Raw genomic sequence first — 14,978 nt, 5'->3', positions numbered from 1 at the left:
AGCCGGAAGCAATTTTGAGACAGGTTCTAACCCCCTACCCGGACCACCGTCTTGAGGTTTCCCCGGGGGTTGAAGTCCCCCACCACCTCCAGCCGCCGGGGCTTGAGTCTGGCCTTGAGCTCGTCGTAAATCGCGTTTACGGCGGCCTCATGCGAGATGGAAACACCCCGGAAGGAGTTCAGATAGAGCTTCAGGCTCTTCAGTTCCACGACCTTTCGGTCGGGCACGTAGTTTATCCCGATGGTGGCGAAATCGGGATATCCCGAGCGGGGGCACAGGCAGGTGAACTCCGGGAAGCTCATGTCTATCTCGTAGTCCCTGTCGGGGGCGGGGTTGTCCCAGAGCTCAAGTTTTGCTTTTTTTATCGCACGTTCGCCGTATTTCATAGTGCAATCTACCACGGGCCTTTCGGGATTGTAAAGCCTGCCGGCTTTCGGTCGTGCAGAAGCCGCCTTGCTCGCCGACGGAGAGGGGGACGCCCGGGATGCCGCGCCCTTTTACACCGGGCGGGGGGCCTTCTTTCTGCACCTGCTGCAGTAGCCCTTTATCTCCAGGGTATGGGAGGCGCCCTGGAAGCCCTCCTCCTCGCAGAGCCGCTCCTGGAGCTTCTCCATCTCCTCCGAATAGAATTCGATGACCCGCCCGCAGGAGACACAGAGCATGTGGTCGTGATGCTCCCTCCCCATGACCCGCTCATAGTGGGCGTGCTTGTCGGTCATCTCCACCTGCTCGAGGATGCCCGCCTCCATCATGAGGGGAAGGGTCCTGTAGACGGAGGCCCGGGAGACCTTGTGTCCCTCCCGCCGGAGGGCCTGGTGCAGCTCCTCCGGGTCGAAGTGCCCCTTCCTGCGGAAGACCTCCCTGGCGATGGCCTCCCTCTCGGGGGTGTACCTCAGGCCCTTGGCGTGGATGAAATCCCTGAAATACTCAATCTTGCTCTCGACACCCATCACGTTCCCGCTCCCCCGCCGCCCGGGTCGCCCCTGGCACGGGGCGCGTCCTTACGCCCCCCGGAGGGAAACATGATACACCAAATCCGTTTGCTCATCAAGCTACTGCTCCTCCGCCTGCTTCACGAAGATGCCCCTGGCAATCTCCTCGTCCAGAGCGATGGTGGTCTCGTCGATGTCAATCACGAAGGAGGGCTTCCGCTGGTGAAGGACGATGACGGAACCCGGCACAAGCCCCAGGGAGGCCAAGCGGTCCATGGCCGGCACGTTGATGAACATCACCCGGGCCCGGGCGCCCACTTGCAGGTCCTTCAGGCTGCTGACCAGGGGCTTGACCTTCCGCGCGTACACGGTGCAGCACTTCCCCCGGGGGATGGGTTTTCCGTGGGGGCAGACCGGGGGGTGCCCGAGAAGGGTGCAGATGGCCTCTTCCACCTCGGGGCTGATGGCGTGCTCCAGCCGGCAGGCCTCGGGCTCGAAGTCCTTGACGTCCAGGACGTCATGGAAAAGCCGCTCCGCCAGCCGGTGCCTCCGGGTGATGTCGCGGGCGCGGCGCTCCCCGTCCTCGGTGAGGATGACCTTGCCCTCCTGTATCTGGATGAGGCCTCTCTTCTGCATCCGGCGGAGGCCCTCCTCGTTGCCCATCTCCTTGAGGAGCTCCTCGAAGTCCACCGACGGCTGCCTCTCCCGGATGAGCCATACGGTCTCCAGCACCTCGTCCTCGTAGAGGCCCTGGGCCGTGGCCTCGTCGGGCATTATCCTGGTGGGCTTGTCGTCCGTCATTTTTCCTCCTTAAAGAAGGTTGATGTCAAAGGTCCTCAGAACCCAGTTGAGCACCCCGCCCACGGCCACCGCAATGGGGATGATGGCGAAGAATATGGCCAGCGAGAGCCTCATTCCCCGTTCCTTTATCATCATCAGAAGATGGGCAAGGCACGGCACGAACAGGGTAAGCGTCACCAGGCTCACCAGCGTCTGCACCGGGGTGAGCATGCCCTTCGAGGACAGGGCGTACAGGCCTGCCGCACCGTAGTCCCGCCTGAAAAACCCGATGAGAAACGCCTCGGTGGCGCTCTGCGGAAGCCCCAGCACGCCGGTGACCACGGGGGAAAGGAAACGCTCTATGGCCCCCAGCATGTGGAGCTTGTCCAGAAGGAAAAGGGCCAGGGTGCCGTAGATGAAAAGGGGAACGGCCTCCTTCAGATACCAGATGGCCCGGTTGCCGGTCTTGACCATGACGTTGGCCAGCGTGGGCATCCGTATGGGGGGCAGTTCGAGAAAGAACTCCGGCTCGCTGCCCCGCACCAGCTTGGAAGCGAGAAAACCGCTCAGCAGCAGTATGCCCAGCACCGTGAGTATCCAGATGGACAGGGCCCTGCCCGAGAGGCTGCCCATGATGCCCATGATAACGCCCAACTGGGCCGAGCACGGTACGGCCAGGGCCAGGAGGAAGGTGGCGATGACCCTCTCGCGCCTGGTCTCCAGGATGCGGGTGGTCATGACCGCCATGGTCCCGCACCCCAGCCCCAGGACCATGGGGAGGACCGCCTTGCCCGAGAGGCCCATGACGTTGAATATCCTGTTGCTCATGACGGCCAGCCGGGGCAGGTAGCCCGAGTCCTCCAGAATGGAGAAGGCGATGAAAAAAGTGGTCGTGATGGGCAGGATTATGGCGATGGCATAGGTAAGGGCCATGGTGATTATCCCGTAGCGCCCGACCAGCATGTCCCGGAAGAATTGCAGGGGAACGAGCGTATCGACGACCTTGGCGAACATGGGGTTAAGGTGCCGGCCGAAAACGATATTCTCCATGAAGTCCACCAGCGTACCGGCGCCCAGCACCCCGACGAAGAGATACAGGGCGTAGAGAACCGCAAGGAGGAGGGGTATCCCCCAGACGGGATGCATGCTCATCCTCCCGATGAAGGCGGCCACCGAGCCCTTGGCGCCCGGGGCCTTGCTGATGACCTGCCCGGCCAGCTCGCCGGCGAGCTTCATGCGGGCCTCGTTGACGGACAGCCCCACCGAGCCGGCGAACCTGCGGCGGCACTCGTCGGCCAGGGCCTCCACCTCCTGCACGCGGGCGGGCTCCAGCTCTCCGGTGAGCCATGGGGCCAGCGACTCGTCCCCGGAGACTATCATGGCGGCCAAGCTCCGGCGCGATACCCCTCCCCGGGGCAGAAGGGCGGCCACCCTTTCGATGTACTCTTCGATTAAGGGATGATACCGTACCGGCAGGACCGGGGCCGCGGTCTCCGCGGAGGTGATGGCCGCCCGGAGGCCCCGGAGGCCCCGGCGCTCGGAGGCCACGGTGCTTACCACCTCCGTGCCCAAAAGCGAGCGGAGCTTTTTTACGTCTATGGTTATGCCCCTGTCCCTGGCCTCGTCCTCCATATTGAGGTCGAGGACGACGGGAAGTCCCATCTCGGCAAGCTGCAGGGTGAGATAGAGCGTGCGCCTGAGGTTCTTGGAGTCGCCCACCTGCACCACCTTGGCAGGCCTCTCCCTCAAAAGGATGTCCCGGGTGACCTGCTCGTCCTCGCTCATGGGCAGGAGGCTGTTGACCCCCGGCGTGTCCACCAGCAGAAACTTCCCGCCCTCTATGGTCGCGCTGCCCTGGGATACCTCGACCGTGGTGCCGGGGTAGTTGGAGACCGTGGTATACTTGCCCGTCAGAAGCCCGAAAAGCACGCTCTTGCCCACGTTGGGGTTACCCACCAGGACCACCCGGCCCACGCCCTGGGCATCGCGCACCTCCGTCGCCTGCGAACCATGACATCCCATGCCGGAAAAAAGCCTCCCCTCGATATGTAACTGAAACTCAATCGCAATTGTACAGGAGCGCCCTCCCCTTTGTCAACCTCCCCGTCCGGGCAGGGAGGCCTCCCCGGCTCCGCCTTGCAAATGCCCCTCTGTTCGGTTAATATTTCCTCCATGCAGGATCTTATCCGGCCCCTTGTCGTCAGGAATTCCTCCAAGATACTCATGCTCGTCATGGACGGCCTGGGCGGGTTGCCGGCCCCGGAGGGGCCGGACAAGGGCAAGACCGAGCTGGAGGCGGCCGAGACCCCCCACATGGACGCCCTGGCCCGGGAGGGGGCCTGCGGCCTGCACGTGCCGGTCAAGCCTGCCATCACCCCGGGGAGCGGACCGGGCCACCTGGGGCTCTTCGGGTACGACCCCCAGGTTTACCAGATAGGCAGGGGCATCCTGGAGGCCCTGGGGCTCGACATGGAGATAAAGGACACCGACATCGCCATCCGGGGCAACTACGCCACCATGCGCGACGGGCTCATAGAGGACCGGCGCGCCGGCCGGATACCCACCGAGGAGGGCAAGAAGCTCACCGCCCGTCTTCAGCAGAGGGTGCGGGAGGTCGACGGGGTGGAGGTCACCTTCGTCCAGGGTATGGAGCACAGATTGGCCATAAGGCTCAGGTTCCCCGGGAAGATGCCTCCGGGCTCACAGAGCATAGAGGACACCGACCCCCAGGAGACCGGCAAGGAACCCCTGCCCATCGAGGCCGAGACACCAGAGGCCGAGAGGGTCGCCGGGGTGGCCCGGAAGGTTCTTGAAGAGGCCGCCCAGGTCCTCAAGGAGGAGGAAAAGGCCAACTACCTGCTCCTCCGCGGGTTCTCCCAGCTTCCGGACATGCCCTCTTTCGAGGAGGCGTACGGCCTGAGGGCCCTGGCCATAGCGGCCTATCCCATGTACCGGGGAGTGGCCAAGCTCGTGGGGATGCGCGCCCCGGACCTCACCGGCGACCTGAGGGAGGAGTTCGACGTCCTCAGGGGGAACTACGGCAAGTATGATTTCTTCTTCTTCCACGTCAAGAAGGTGGACTCCTACGGCGAGGACGGCAATTTCGAGGCCAAGAAGCGCAAGATAGAGGAAGTGGACCGCTTTCTGCCCAAGCTCCTGGAGCTGGGGTTCGACGTGGCGACCATCACGGGGGACCACTCCACCCCTTCGGCGCTCCGCTCCCACAGTTGGCACCCCGTGCCCGTCCTCATCAAGGCCCCCTACGTGCTCGGAGCGCTCTCGCAGGGCTTCTCGGAGCGGGAGTGCCTCCGGGGCGAGCTGGGCATTTTCCGGTCCGTCGGGCTCATGCCCCTTCTGTTGGCAAACGCCGGGAGGCTCAAGAAGTTCGGTGCCTGATGCCCCTCCCCGTGCCGCCTCAGGCGGGGCAAGCGAGTCCACCGCGGCGCCTGAGCCGCACCAAAGAAAGAAATGAAGGAACGAACGGAAGAAAAGGGCGTCCCGGCTGACATCCCGCCCCTTGTGGACACCCACTGCCACCTGGAGATGGCACGGTTCGACAAGGACAGGGACGCGGTCATCGAGCGGGCCCGGGAGGCCGGCCTGGCCGCCATGATTACCGTGGGCTCCGACCCCGAAAGCAACCGGAAGGCCCTGGCCCTGGCCCTGGCCCACGAGGGAGTTTACGCCGCGGTGGGCATCCATCCCCACGACGCGCAACTGTTCACTCCCGCCCTCCGTGAAGAGCTCAGGGCGTGGCTCGGCCGGGAAAAGGTCGTCGCCGTGGGGGAGACCGGCCTGGACTACCACTACGAGCACTCCCCCCGGGAGGTCCAGCGGGAGGTCTTCAGGGCGCACCTCGCCCTGGCCCGGGAGGCGGGGCTTCCCGCGGTCATCCATTCACGGGAGGCCACGCAGGACACCGTCGGCATCCTCAGGGAGGCGGGCGTCACAAAGGGGGTGCTTCACTGCTTCTCCGGAGACCGCGAGCTGCTCAGGACAGCCGCGGCCCTGGGGCTTTACGTCTCGGTGGCCGGGCCGGTCACCTTTCCCAGGGCCCATGAGCTCAGGGAAGCGGTCAAGACGATCCCCGACGAGTACCTTCTCCTTGAGACCGACGCCCCCTACCTGGCCCCCGTCCCCAGGCGGGGGAAACGCAACGAGCCCGCCTATGTTCTTCACACCGCGCGGGAGGTGGCCGCGCTGAGGGAGGTGAGCCTGGAGGACGTGGCCCGGATGACCACGCTCAATGCCGGGAAGCTCTTCGGGGTGGCGGCGGTGCCCACGGAGGGGGCCATCGTCTACAAGATACGGCGGAGCCTCTACCTGAACATCACCAACCGCTGCACCAACCGCTGCTCCTTCTGCGTGCGGTTCCACTCGGACTTCGTCAAGGGCCATAACCTCCGGCTTCGCCGGGAACCGGCCCTGGAAGAGCTTCAGGCCGCCATAGGCGACCCCGCCGGGTACGCCGAGGTCGTCTTCTGCGGCTACGGGGAGCCCCTCATGAGGCTCGACCTGGTCAGGGAGCTGGCCCGGTGGGTGAAAGGGCGGGGCGGGCGCGTCCGCATCAACACCAACGGCCACGGAAACCTCATCCACGGGCGCAACATCCTTCCGGAGCTGAGGGGCCTCGTCGACGAGGTCTCGGTGAGCCTGGACGCCCCGGACGAAAACACCTACCGGGAGCTCTGCCACCCCGTCTTCGGCGGAGCCTTCGCCGGGGTGCTCGATTTCATCCGGGAGGCCAAAAAGCACATCCCCGTGGTGCGCGCCACCGTGGTGGAGGCCCCCGGCGTGGATGTGCGCAAGTGCAAGGAGCTCGCCGCGGAGCTGGGCATACCCCTCAAGGTGCGCAGCCTCCACGAGGTGGGGTGAGCGGCGGGCTACCCTTGCTGCTTGCTCAGCTCGTCCTGGACAATCTCCAGGAGGGCCCTCGGGCTGAAGGGTTTGGCGAGGTATCTCTTCACCCCGCAGCGCATGCCCGCCCTGATGTCCTCCTCCTGTGCCCGGGCCGTCAGCATGAAGATGGGGATGCCCGAAAGCTCCGGGTCCGACTTGATACGCCTGCAGACCTCGATGCCGCTTACCTCCGGCATCATCCAGTCCAGGATGATGAGGTCGGGCCGCTCCCTTTTGAGTAAATCCAGGGCCCCCACGCTCCGGCGGGAGGCGACTACCTCGATGCCCGCCCGGGTGAGCTTGTCCTCTATCATCATGAGGATGAAGGGCTCGTCGTCAAACACCGCAACCTTGCTCATCGTGGCCTCCTCGGGGCGCCGGCTCCTCCCCCCGTTCAGCAGGTGGCCTACTTCACCCGTGCCTTGTCTCTTTCCCCCTTGAAAAAACGGAGAGCCTCTCCCATGGGGACCTCCCCGGAGGTCCCCCGGGCCATGTCCTTCCATCCCACCTGTCCCCTGGCAAGCTCGTCTTCGCCGATGATGAAGACGAGCCCGGCCCCGAACCTGTCGGCCCGCCGGAGCTGGCTCTTGAGGGACGCCCCCTCGTAGCCCGTCTCCACCCAGACCCCCTGGCCCCTCAGTGCCTGGGCCATCTTCAGGGCCTCCCGGGAGGCCTCCTGGCCCAGGCAGGCGACGAAAAGCTCGGGCCGGGGAGGGGAGACGGCGCGCTCCTCCCTTATGAGGGCCACCAGCCTCTCCACGCCCAGGGCAAACCCCATGGCCGGGACGTCCGGTCCCCCGAACTCCTTCACCAGCCGGTCATACCGCCCTCCGGCGGCCACGGCGTTCTGCGCGCCCAGGCGCTCGGTCGTCAGCTCGAAGGTGGTGCGGGTGTAGTAGTCGAGCCCCCGGACCATCTCGGGGCTTACGCGATAGGGGATGCCCAGGTCCTCGAGGTATCCCCTGAGCGCGGCGAAATGGACGCGGCAGTCCCCGCAAAGGAAGTCCGAGACCCGTGGAGCGCCCTTCCGGAGCTCCACGCACGCGGGCACCTTGCAGTCGAATATTCTCAGGGGGTTACGCTCGTGGCGCCGCTGGCAGTCCGGACACAGCAGGGGGAGCTTCTCGGAGAAATACTCCCTCAGTGCGGCCGTGTAGGCGGGCCGGCACCGGCGGCAGCCGATGGAGTTCACCTCCAGGCTCAGAGAGCCCAGGCCCACCTCCCCGAGGAACGTCCAAACCATGGAGATGACCTCGGCGTCCATCCCGGGCTCGGCCACCCCGAAGGCCTCGGCCCCAAGCTGGTAGAACTGCCTGAGGCGCCCCTTCTGGGGCCGCTCGTACCGGAACATGGGGCCCATGTAGTAGTACTTCTGGGGAGAGGGCTCGCTCTGCAGATGATGCTCCACGTAGGCGCGCACCACCGAAGCCGTCCCCTCGGGCCTGAGCGAGATGCTTCGCCCGCCCTTGTCCTGGAAGGTGTACATCTCCTTCTCCACGATGTCCGTGCTCTCCCCGATGCTCCGGGTAAAGACGTCCGTGGACTCCAGGACGGGGGGGCGCATCTCGTGGAACCCGAAGGCCCTGAAGACCCGCCGGGCCGCATCCTCCACGGCCTGCCAGACGTAGACGTCGGGCGGCAGGATGTCCTGCATGCCCTTTACCGCCTTGTACGGCACCGGCTACTCCTCTTCCTCCTCCACGGCTACTTCGCGCTCCGCCGGGGCCTCGCCCTCGCGCTCGTAGTCGAACTGCAGCATGCGCGCGTGGGACTCCAGGAGGCGCTTCATCTCCTCGCGGAAGTGCCGCCGGATGCCCTTCAGGTCCACGATATCCTCGTGAATTCTGACCATCTTGTCCTGGGCGTCCTTCAGGATGGCCTCCGCGTTGAGCTCCGCCTCCCGGAGGATGAGGTCCGACTCCTTCCGGGCATTGAGCTTGTACTCCTCCACCATCTGCTGGGCGGTGATGAGGGTTTCGCGAAGCGCCACCTCCATGTCCTTGTACTGCTTGACCTGGTTTTCCATCCTGTAGACGTTTTCCTTGAGATGGGCGTTCTCCCGGAGAAGCTCCTCCATTTCCTCGCGGACGACCTCGAGGAAGGCGTACACCTCCTCGACGTCGAAACCCCTCATCTTGATGGGGAACTGTTTTTGCTGGATGTCGAGAGGCGTAATGCGCATGGCCCCTGCCCTCCTTTGTGTTATCTCATCCTTGCCGCCAGCTCAAAAAGCGACGAGACAAGGAAGCTCCGCAGGAATATTATGACCAGAATAACGATAAGCGGCGAAAAATCTATGCCCATGGCGATGGGGAGATGGCGCCTGATGGGCCTGAGGACCGGCTCGGTCACGCCGTAGAGGAAGCGCACTACGGGGTTGTACGGGTCGGGGTTCACCCAGGTGATGATGGCCGCGATGATGACCACCCACATGTAAAGTCTGAGCGCGATATCCAGGACCGTTGCGACCGCGGAAACGAAGTTACTCAATGCGAACATCTCACCTCCATGGTTTTTTGCCGTCCCTACCGGGCCAGCTCCGCCGCCCTCCGGGCCGCCGCCTGGAGGGCCTCGGCCACCGTCAGCCGGAGGGCCCTTTTCTCGAAGACCTCCAGCCCCGCTGCGGTGGTCCCCCCCGGGGAGCGCACCATCTCTATCATACGCTCCGGCGAAAGGCCGCTGTCCAGGAGGGCCGCGGTGCCCCTGAGCGTCTGCAGTGCAAGCTCCCGGGCGTCGCTCTCCCGGAGGCCCGCCTGCTCCCCGGCCCTTGCCATGGCCTCCACGAAGAGGGCCAGGAAGGCCGGCCCGCTCCCCGAGAGCGCCGTCACCGCGTCCATGTACTTCTCCGGGAGCACCAGCACCCGTCCGGAGGACATGAAGATGTCCCGCACGGGCGTTATCTCGCCCTCGGCGAAACATTCGCAGAGGGACAAGACCGACATGCTCTCGCCCACCATGGCCCCCATGTTGGGCATCACCCGCACGAGCTTCCGCGTGCCCAGGCGCTCCTCCAGATACCGGAGCGTTATGCCCGCGGCGATGGAGACCACGGTCTTCTCCGGCGTGAGCGCGCCGCGTATCTCCTCGAGCACGGCTTCCATGCCCTGGGGCTTGACGGCCAGGAGCACGATGTCCGAGGTCCGCGCCAGGCGGGGGTTGTCATAGAAGGCCGCCACCCCCAGGGCGCTTTCAAGGTGCCGACGCCGCTCCTCGGAGGGCTCGGAGACCTGCACGCCCTCGAGCCCCTTGCCGGCCATGCCCCTTAAGAGGGCCTCGGCCATGTTGCCTCCGCCGATAAAGCCTATCATGCGTATTGCCTCTCGCCGAACAGGACGGTGCCCACCCGTACCATGGTGGCCCCTTCCTCGACGGCCACTTCGAAATCGCCGCTCATCCCCATGGAGAGGTGCCGAAATCCGTACCGCTCCGCCAGCTCCCTCAGCCTCCGGTACAGGGGGCGGGACTTCTCCGGGTCCTCATCGAATGGCGGTATGGTCATGAGCCCCTCGACCCTGACCTTCTCGAGCACCCGGGCGGCCTCCGCGAGGGGGCCGAGCTTCTCCTCCGGAACCCCGTACTTGCTCTCCTCCCCGGCCAGGTTTACCTGAATGAGCACGGGCTGGCTCCTGCCGGCCTCCGCCGCGTGCCCTTCCAGGGCCTCCAGGAGCCGCACCGAATCCACCGAATGGATGAGGTCGAAGAGCCTCACGGCCGGCCCGGCCTTGTTCCTCTGGAGATGGCCCACCATGTGCCACCGCACGTTGCGGCCCCGGAGGGCCCGGGCCTTTTCCTCCGCCTCCTGCACCTTGCTTTCCCCGAACACGGTGAGGCCGGCCGCCAGGGCCTCCTCGATGGCCTCCACCGCCACGCCCTTGCTCACCGCCACCAGGAGCACGTCCTCGGGCCTCCGCCCGGCCCGCACCGCGGCTTCGGCTATCCTTTCGCGCACGGTGCTTATGCTCTGGGCGAGGGACAAAGCATACATATAGTAGTTCCTAATAACCGGAAAATGCAAGGAATTCCGGGCGGCCCCGGCACGGGGCGGGCCATGGACGCGCGCCCCGAGGAGTGCTATCATCACCAAAGAACGGAGAGGGAAAGGAGAACGGCATGGAGACGCTCGACCTGAAGCAATTGATACGTTTCTACCCCGACCGCATATCCCGGGAGATGCTCTCGGACAAGCCCGAGATGCGCGTCGCCCTCATGTGCCTGGAGCCGGGGCAGAGCCTGGAGCCCCACAAGGCCCCCCTGAGGCTGCTCATGTACTGCGTGCAGGGGCGGGGCACCTTCCTGGTGGGGGAGGAGTCCCGGGAGGCCGACGAGAAGACGTGCATCCTCTGCGACCCCATGGTCCCCCACGGGTTCCGGGCCGACAGGGGCGAGCCCCTGGTGGTGATGGCCGTGGTCACCCCGGCGGAGGAGACCCCGTGAGGAAGGTCCTCTCTGCGGCCCTCGTCCTGGCCCTCTTCGCCTGCACGGAGGCGGCCCCGCCCCGGGGCGAGCGGCTTTCGGGCATAACGACCCCGGCGGGGTTCCGGCTGGAAATGTTCTCCGGCGGGCTTCCCGGGGCCCGCTTCATGGCCTTCGACCCCGCGGGGGTCCTTTACGTTACCCTCACCGGGAAGGGAAAGGTGGTGGCCCTCCCCGAGCGCGACGGTGCCGCCGCCCCGGAGACCGTGCTCGCTGGTCTCCGGAGACCGCACGGCATAGCCTTCCACGGCGGATACCTCTATGTCGCCGAGACCGACATGGTCTCCCGCTATCCCTACGAGCCCGAAGGCAGGAACCTGGGGAAACGCCAGGAGCTGCTCCCCCTGCCCGGAGGGGGAAGACACTTCACCCGCACCATCGTCTTCGGCCCGGACGGAAAGATGTACGTCTCCGTGGGCTCCTCGTGTAACGCCTGCGTGGAGAAAGACCCCAGGCGGGCCGCGGTCATCAGGGCCGACGCCGACGGCACGGGGGCCGAGGTCATCGCCCGGGGGCTCAGAAATACGGTGGGCCTGGCCTTTCATCCGGAGACCGGCGAGCTCTTCGGCGGGGACAACGGCCGGGACTGGCTCGGCGACGACCTTCCCCCGGAGGAAGTGAACGTCATCAAGGAGGGGAACGACTACGGGTGGCCCTTCTGCTACGGCGACAGGGTGCCGGACCCCGAGATGGACAATGCGGCTTTCTGCCCGAAGACCACCCCGCCGGTGGCCACAATCCAGGCCCACAGCGCCCCCCTGGGCCTGTGCTTCGCCACGGGCGGCTCCCTTCCGGAAGAGTACAGAGGGCGGCTCTTCGTCGCCCTCCACGGCTCCTGGAACCGGACCGTCCCGGTGGGCTACAAGGTCGTCTCCTTTCGCATGAAAAACGGCAGGCCAGCGGGGCCGCCCGAGGACTTTGCAAGCGGCTGGCTCGCCGACGGGGGCAAGACGGGCCGCCCCGTGGACGTCGTCCAGGGGCCGCGGGGCGGGCTCTACATAAGCGACGATTACGCCGGGGCCGTCTACCGGGTTACCTACACGGGCCGGAAGTGAGCGCCGCTACCGGAGCGGGCTGACCGTCTTCGGTTATAATAAGGGCATGAGGCTCCTGATGCACCTCTGCTGCGCCAACTGCGCCCTTTTCCCCATCCGGCACGTAAGGGGGAAGGGCATTTCTCTTTCGGGCCTGTGGTACAACCCCAACGTCCATCCCGGGGACGAGTACGCCCGCCGGCTGGAGGCCCTGAAGGCCCTGGAGACCTTCTGGGGCCTTGATATCCAGTACGTGGACCGGTACGGCCTCGAGGAGTTCAAAAGCGCGGTAAGCGCCCACGACGGCGTTCGATGCGAGGCCTGCTATCTCCTGCGCCTCCGGGAGACCGCCCGGCGGGCCCGGGCGGAAGGCTTCGACGGTTTCACGACCTCGCTCCTGGTGAGCCCTTATCAGAAGACCGGCCTCATCCTCCAGGCGGGCAGGCAGGCCCAGGAAGAACAGGGCGTCCTCTTTTACGCCCCGGACTTCAAACAGGGCTGGGCCGAGGCGGAGCGGCTCTCCCGGGAGCTGGGGCTCTACCGCCAGTACTACTGCGGGTGCATCTACTCCAAGGCCGAGCGCGACAGGGAAAGGGCGGAGAGAAAAGCGCGGAGTGAGCGAGCCGGGACCTGAGGCCATGACCGACGGGCTTGAGAGCATAGGCAAGGCCCTTCTCGTCGCCGGGGTCCTGTTTCTCGTCCTGGGGGGGCTTTTCATCCTCGCGGGGAAGGTCCCCTGGCTGGGCCGTCTCCCGGGGGACATCCTCATCAAGAGAAAGCATTTCACCTTCTATTTCCCCCTGGCCACTGGCATCGTCCTGAGCATTCTGCTGACCCTGATACTCTGGCTGCTGAGCAGGCGCTGACGATGAGGGCGGGGATTCTGGCCATCGTCCTCTGCGCGGCCCTGGCCGCGCCCCTGTACGGGGCCGACGGCATCCGCGTGCTCATCATGGACAAGGGCTTCGGGAAAGTGCCGGCCGGGAAAGAAACCCTGACCAAGCTCGACGAGGTCCAGGGCAGCCTCATCACGGCAAGCACCTCGGGCTACAGGGGAAGCTTCGAGGTCTGGCGGGGCCCGGACGGCCTTTACATCATCAACGAGGTCCCCCTGGAGGAGTACGTCGAGGGCGTGGTCACCGCGGAAAGCGGCAAGGACTGGGCCTACGAGGCCCTGAAGGCCCAGGCGGTGGTCGTCCGCACCTATGCTCTGTACCAGAAGATGCAGGGTGCCAAGAGGACGTACGACGTGACCTCCTCGGTGCTGCACCAGTTGTTCAAGGGACAGAACTCCGATCCCGCCGTGGCCGCCGCCGTCAGGGAGACCCGGGGACAGATTCTCGTCTATGACGGCGAGCCCATCGCGGCCTACTACCACTCCACCAGCGGGGGCAGGACGGAGCTTCCGGAGGAGGTCTTCGGGCGGAGCTACCCCTATCTCACCTCCGTCAAGACGGACTGCAGCCTTTCACCCTACAGCTTCTGGACCCGCAGGATACCCATCACGGAGATAGAAAAGGCCCTGGGGAAGAACAACATCCTGGAGCTCTCCATCAAATCCAACACCGCCACCGGACGGGTAAAGGAGGTGGCGGTGCGCGGCAACCCCTCCACCCTGGTCATCGAGGCCAAGGAGCTCCGGAAGAAGCTCGGGTGGAAACGCCTCCCCAGCACCGATTTCACCGTGAAAAAAGAGGGCGACCTCATGGTCTTCGAGGGCCGGGGCTACGGCCACGGGGTTGGGCTCTGCCAGTGGAGCGCCCTGGAGATGGCCCTGAAGGGGAAGTCCTACAAGGATATCCTCTCCTATTTCTATCCCGGAACGGAGCTTGTGGACCGTGCGTCTGTCGGGTTTTGATTTCTCCCTCCCGGAGTCCCTCATCGCGCTCAGGCCGGCCCCGCGGCGGGACCACGCGCGCCTCATGGTCCTTCGCTCCGACGGGGGCCTGGAGGACCGGAGGTTCTGGCACCTGCCGGAGTACCTCCGGCGGGGCGACATCCTGGTCCTGAACAAGACGAGGGTCCTCCCCGTCCGCCTGGTGGGGAGGCGCGAGGACGGCAGGCCTCTGGACATCCTCCTGGTGCGGCCCCTCAAGGGCGCCCGCTGGGAATGCCTGAGCCGGGGGAAGCACACCGGGAGGGTGAGCATAGGGGAAGGGTTCTGGGCTTTCCTCACAGAGGGGCGGACCGCCGAGCTTCACTACGAAGGCACCCTGGAGGAGGTCCTCATGAGAGACGGCCGGATGCCCCTGCCCCCTTACATAAAGAGGCCCTCCAGGGCCGAGGACCACCAATGGTACCAGACGGTCTACGCCAGGGAGGCCGGCTCCATAGCCGCCCCCACGGCGGGGCTGCACTTTACGGCCGGGCTTCTGGCGGACATCGAGCGCAAAGGGGTCGCCGTGCGCTACCTCACCCTGCACGTAGGCAAGGGGACCTTCGTCCCCGTCAGGACCGAAAAGGTGCAGGAGCACCGGATGGAGGCCGAGTATTTCGAGATAGAGACCTCCCTGCTTGAGGAGGTTTCCTCCCGCAGGGGAAGGCTCGTGGCCGTGGGCACCACCACCACCCGGGCCCTGGAGGGGCTTCTGAGCGGGGCGAAGAGCACCCGCGGAAACGGAAACGGCCTCGTGCGTGGAGAGACCGACATCTTCATCCGGCCCGGCCACGCCTTCAGGGCCGTGGACGCCCTCGTCACCAACTTTCACCTCCCCCGCTCCACCCCCCTCATGCTGGCCTCCGCCCTGGCCGGACGGGAGAGGCTCCTCGAGGCCTACCGGCACGCGGTGGAGCAGTCTTACAGGTTTTTCTCCTACGGGGACGCCATGCTCATCGAAAAGAGGACAACAGCTTGATTTTC

At 65.6% G+C, this 14,978-nt stretch carries 18 protein-coding genes; 8 read left to right on the top strand and 10 right to left on the bottom strand.

The genetic code is table 11. The features are described 5' to 3' along the window. Positions 1-26: 26 nt before the first annotated feature. The 4 genes from queF to feoB all read right to left on the bottom strand — a co-directional run bounded on the left by queF (position 27) and on the right by feoB (position 3,734). Positions 27-386 (bottom strand): preQ(1) synthase, encoded by a 360-nt coding sequence (gene queF, locus P8Y39_05580; protein MEJ2191808.1) that lies wholly within the window; start codon positions 384-386, stop codon positions 27-29. 111 nt (positions 387-497) lie between these two features. Continuing rightward, entirely contained in the window at positions 498-950 is a 453-nt protein-coding gene (locus tag P8Y39_05575; GenBank protein ID MEJ2191807.1) for a transcriptional repressor, read from the bottom strand. 102 nt (positions 951-1,052) lie between these two features. Beyond that, positions 1,053-1,733 carry a metal-dependent transcriptional regulator gene (locus P8Y39_05570; protein MEJ2191806.1) on the bottom strand — a complete coding sequence of 227 codons (681 nt, stop codon included), beginning with the start codon at positions 1,731-1,733 and terminating at the stop codon, positions 1,053-1,055. A 9-nt stretch (positions 1,734-1,742) separates the two neighbouring features. Then, positions 1,743-3,734 (bottom strand): ferrous iron transport protein B, encoded by a 1,992-nt coding sequence (gene feoB / locus P8Y39_05565; GenBank protein ID MEJ2191805.1) that lies wholly within the window; start codon positions 3,732-3,734, stop codon positions 1,743-1,745. Between the two features lie 150 nt (positions 3,735-3,884). Between feoB and P8Y39_05560 the strand changes: the two genes are divergently transcribed. Then, positions 3,885-5,108: a 2,3-bisphosphoglycerate-independent phosphoglycerate mutase gene (locus P8Y39_05560; GenBank protein ID MEJ2191804.1), complete on the top strand. Its 1,224-nt coding sequence runs from the start codon at positions 3,885-3,887 to the stop codon at positions 5,106-5,108. A 72-nt stretch (positions 5,109-5,180) separates the two neighbouring features. Beyond that, the gene (locus P8Y39_05555) at positions 5,181-6,587 is read left to right on the top strand and encodes a YchF/TatD family DNA exonuclease (GenBank protein MEJ2191803.1); all 1,407 of its coding nucleotides are present in this window, start codon (positions 5,181-5,183) and stop codon (positions 6,585-6,587) included. A gap of 8 nt (positions 6,588-6,595) precedes the next feature. On the opposite strand, the gene P8Y39_05550 is transcribed toward P8Y39_05555, so the two are convergent. From P8Y39_05550 to P8Y39_05525, 6 genes are read right to left on the bottom strand one after another with little or no spacing between them, the layout of a single operon-like run. Then, positions 6,596-6,970 (bottom strand): response regulator, encoded by a 375-nt coding sequence (locus P8Y39_05550; GenBank protein MEJ2191802.1) that lies wholly within the window; start codon positions 6,968-6,970, stop codon positions 6,596-6,598. 47 nt (positions 6,971-7,017) lie between these two features. Next, a complete protein-coding gene (hisS, locus tag P8Y39_05545) occupies positions 7,018-8,289 on the bottom strand; it encodes a histidine--tRNA ligase (GenBank protein ID MEJ2191801.1) in 1,272 nt (423 codons plus the stop codon). Positions 8,290-8,292: 3 nt separating this feature from the next. Next, positions 8,293-8,793, bottom strand: a complete 501-nt coding sequence (locus P8Y39_05540; protein ID MEJ2191800.1) for a DivIVA domain-containing protein — start codon at positions 8,791-8,793, stop codon at positions 8,293-8,295. A 20-nt stretch (positions 8,794-8,813) separates the two neighbouring features. Beyond that, entirely contained in the window at positions 8,814-9,110 is a 297-nt protein-coding gene (locus tag P8Y39_05535) for a YggT family protein (protein MEJ2191799.1), read from the bottom strand. Positions 9,111-9,136: 26 nt separating this feature from the next. Continuing rightward, complete coding sequence (proC, locus tag P8Y39_05530) at positions 9,137-9,919, bottom strand: pyrroline-5-carboxylate reductase (protein MEJ2191798.1); 783 nt, start codon at positions 9,917-9,919, stop codon at positions 9,137-9,139. Further along, positions 9,916-10,596 (bottom strand): YggS family pyridoxal phosphate-dependent enzyme, encoded by a 681-nt coding sequence (locus P8Y39_05525; protein ID MEJ2191797.1) that lies wholly within the window; start codon positions 10,594-10,596, stop codon positions 9,916-9,918. The genes proC and P8Y39_05525 overlap by 4 nt, the downstream gene beginning before the upstream one ends. A gap of 125 nt (positions 10,597-10,721) precedes the next feature. Here P8Y39_05525 and P8Y39_05520 point away from each other — a divergent pair, with 125 nt between their 5' ends. From P8Y39_05520 to queA, 6 genes are read left to right on the top strand one after another with little or no spacing between them, the layout of a single operon-like run. Then, positions 10,722-11,045 (top strand): cupin domain-containing protein, encoded by a 324-nt coding sequence (locus tag P8Y39_05520; GenBank protein MEJ2191796.1) that lies wholly within the window; start codon positions 10,722-10,724, stop codon positions 11,043-11,045. Then, complete coding sequence (locus tag P8Y39_05515) at positions 11,042-12,139, top strand: sorbosone dehydrogenase family protein (protein MEJ2191795.1); 1,098 nt, start codon at positions 11,042-11,044, stop codon at positions 12,137-12,139. Before P8Y39_05520 ends, P8Y39_05515 begins: the two co-directional genes overlap by 4 nt. A gap of 46 nt (positions 12,140-12,185) precedes the next feature. Next, positions 12,186-12,752: an epoxyqueuosine reductase QueH gene (locus tag P8Y39_05510; protein ID MEJ2191794.1), complete on the top strand. Its 567-nt coding sequence runs from the start codon at positions 12,186-12,188 to the stop codon at positions 12,750-12,752. A gap of 4 nt (positions 12,753-12,756) precedes the next feature. Then, positions 12,757-12,984 (top strand): DUF2905 domain-containing protein, encoded by a 228-nt coding sequence (locus tag P8Y39_05505; protein MEJ2191793.1) that lies wholly within the window; start codon positions 12,757-12,759, stop codon positions 12,982-12,984. A gap of 2 nt (positions 12,985-12,986) precedes the next feature. Continuing rightward, on the top strand, positions 12,987-13,976 hold the full coding sequence (locus P8Y39_05500; protein ID MEJ2191792.1) for a SpoIID/LytB domain-containing protein: 990 nt from the start codon (positions 12,987-12,989) through the stop codon (positions 13,974-13,976). Next, complete coding sequence (gene queA, locus P8Y39_05495) at positions 13,957-14,973, top strand: tRNA preQ1(34) S-adenosylmethionine ribosyltransferase-isomerase QueA (protein ID MEJ2191791.1); 1,017 nt, start codon at positions 13,957-13,959, stop codon at positions 14,971-14,973. Before P8Y39_05500 ends, queA begins: the two co-directional genes overlap by 20 nt. Positions 14,974-14,978: the final 5 nt, after the last annotated feature.

This window comes from Nitrospirota bacterium, assembly GCA_037386965.1.
Classification (GTDB): domain Bacteria; phylum Nitrospirota; class Thermodesulfovibrionia; order Thermodesulfovibrionales; family JdFR-86; genus JARRLN01.
The sequence above is the reverse complement of the archived record's forward strand: the minus strand, read 5'-3'. Positions and strand labels throughout refer to the sequence as shown.

Excerpts from the sequence above, each read along its gene's own strand:
- queF (MEJ2191808.1), bottom strand. The coding sequence starts at position 386 with ATGAAATACGGCGAACGTGCGATAAAAAAAGCAAAACTTGAGCTCTGG.
- P8Y39_05575 (MEJ2191807.1), bottom strand. The coding sequence starts at position 950 with ATGGGTGTCGAGAGCAAGATTGAGTATTTCAGGGATTTCATCCACGCC.
- P8Y39_05570 (MEJ2191806.1), bottom strand. The coding sequence starts at position 1,733 with ATGACGGACGACAAGCCCACCAGGATAATGCCCGACGAGGCCACGGCC.
- feoB (MEJ2191805.1), bottom strand. The coding sequence starts at position 3,734 with ATGGGATGTCATGGTTCGCAGGCGACGGAGGTGCGCGATGCCCAGGGC.
- P8Y39_05560 (MEJ2191804.1), top strand. The coding sequence starts at position 3,885 with ATGCAGGATCTTATCCGGCCCCTTGTCGTCAGGAATTCCTCCAAGATA.
- P8Y39_05555 (MEJ2191803.1), top strand. The coding sequence starts at position 5,181 with ATGAAGGAACGAACGGAAGAAAAGGGCGTCCCGGCTGACATCCCGCCC.
- P8Y39_05550 (MEJ2191802.1), bottom strand. The coding sequence starts at position 6,970 with ATGAGCAAGGTTGCGGTGTTTGACGACGAGCCCTTCATCCTCATGATG.
- P8Y39_05540 (MEJ2191800.1), bottom strand. The coding sequence starts at position 8,793 with ATGCGCATTACGCCTCTCGACATCCAGCAAAAACAGTTCCCCATCAAG.
- P8Y39_05535 (MEJ2191799.1), bottom strand. The coding sequence starts at position 9,110 with ATGTTCGCATTGAGTAACTTCGTTTCCGCGGTCGCAACGGTCCTGGAT.
- proC (MEJ2191798.1), bottom strand. The coding sequence starts at position 9,919 with ATGATAGGCTTTATCGGCGGAGGCAACATGGCCGAGGCCCTCTTAAGG.
- P8Y39_05525 (MEJ2191797.1), bottom strand. The coding sequence starts at position 10,596 with ATGTATGCTTTGTCCCTCGCCCAGAGCATAAGCACCGTGCGCGAAAGG.
- P8Y39_05520 (MEJ2191796.1), top strand. The coding sequence starts at position 10,722 with ATGGAGACGCTCGACCTGAAGCAATTGATACGTTTCTACCCCGACCGC.
- P8Y39_05510 (MEJ2191794.1), top strand. The coding sequence starts at position 12,186 with ATGAGGCTCCTGATGCACCTCTGCTGCGCCAACTGCGCCCTTTTCCCC.
- P8Y39_05505 (MEJ2191793.1), top strand. The coding sequence starts at position 12,757 with ATGACCGACGGGCTTGAGAGCATAGGCAAGGCCCTTCTCGTCGCCGGG.
- P8Y39_05500 (MEJ2191792.1), top strand. The coding sequence starts at position 12,987 with ATGAGGGCGGGGATTCTGGCCATCGTCCTCTGCGCGGCCCTGGCCGCG.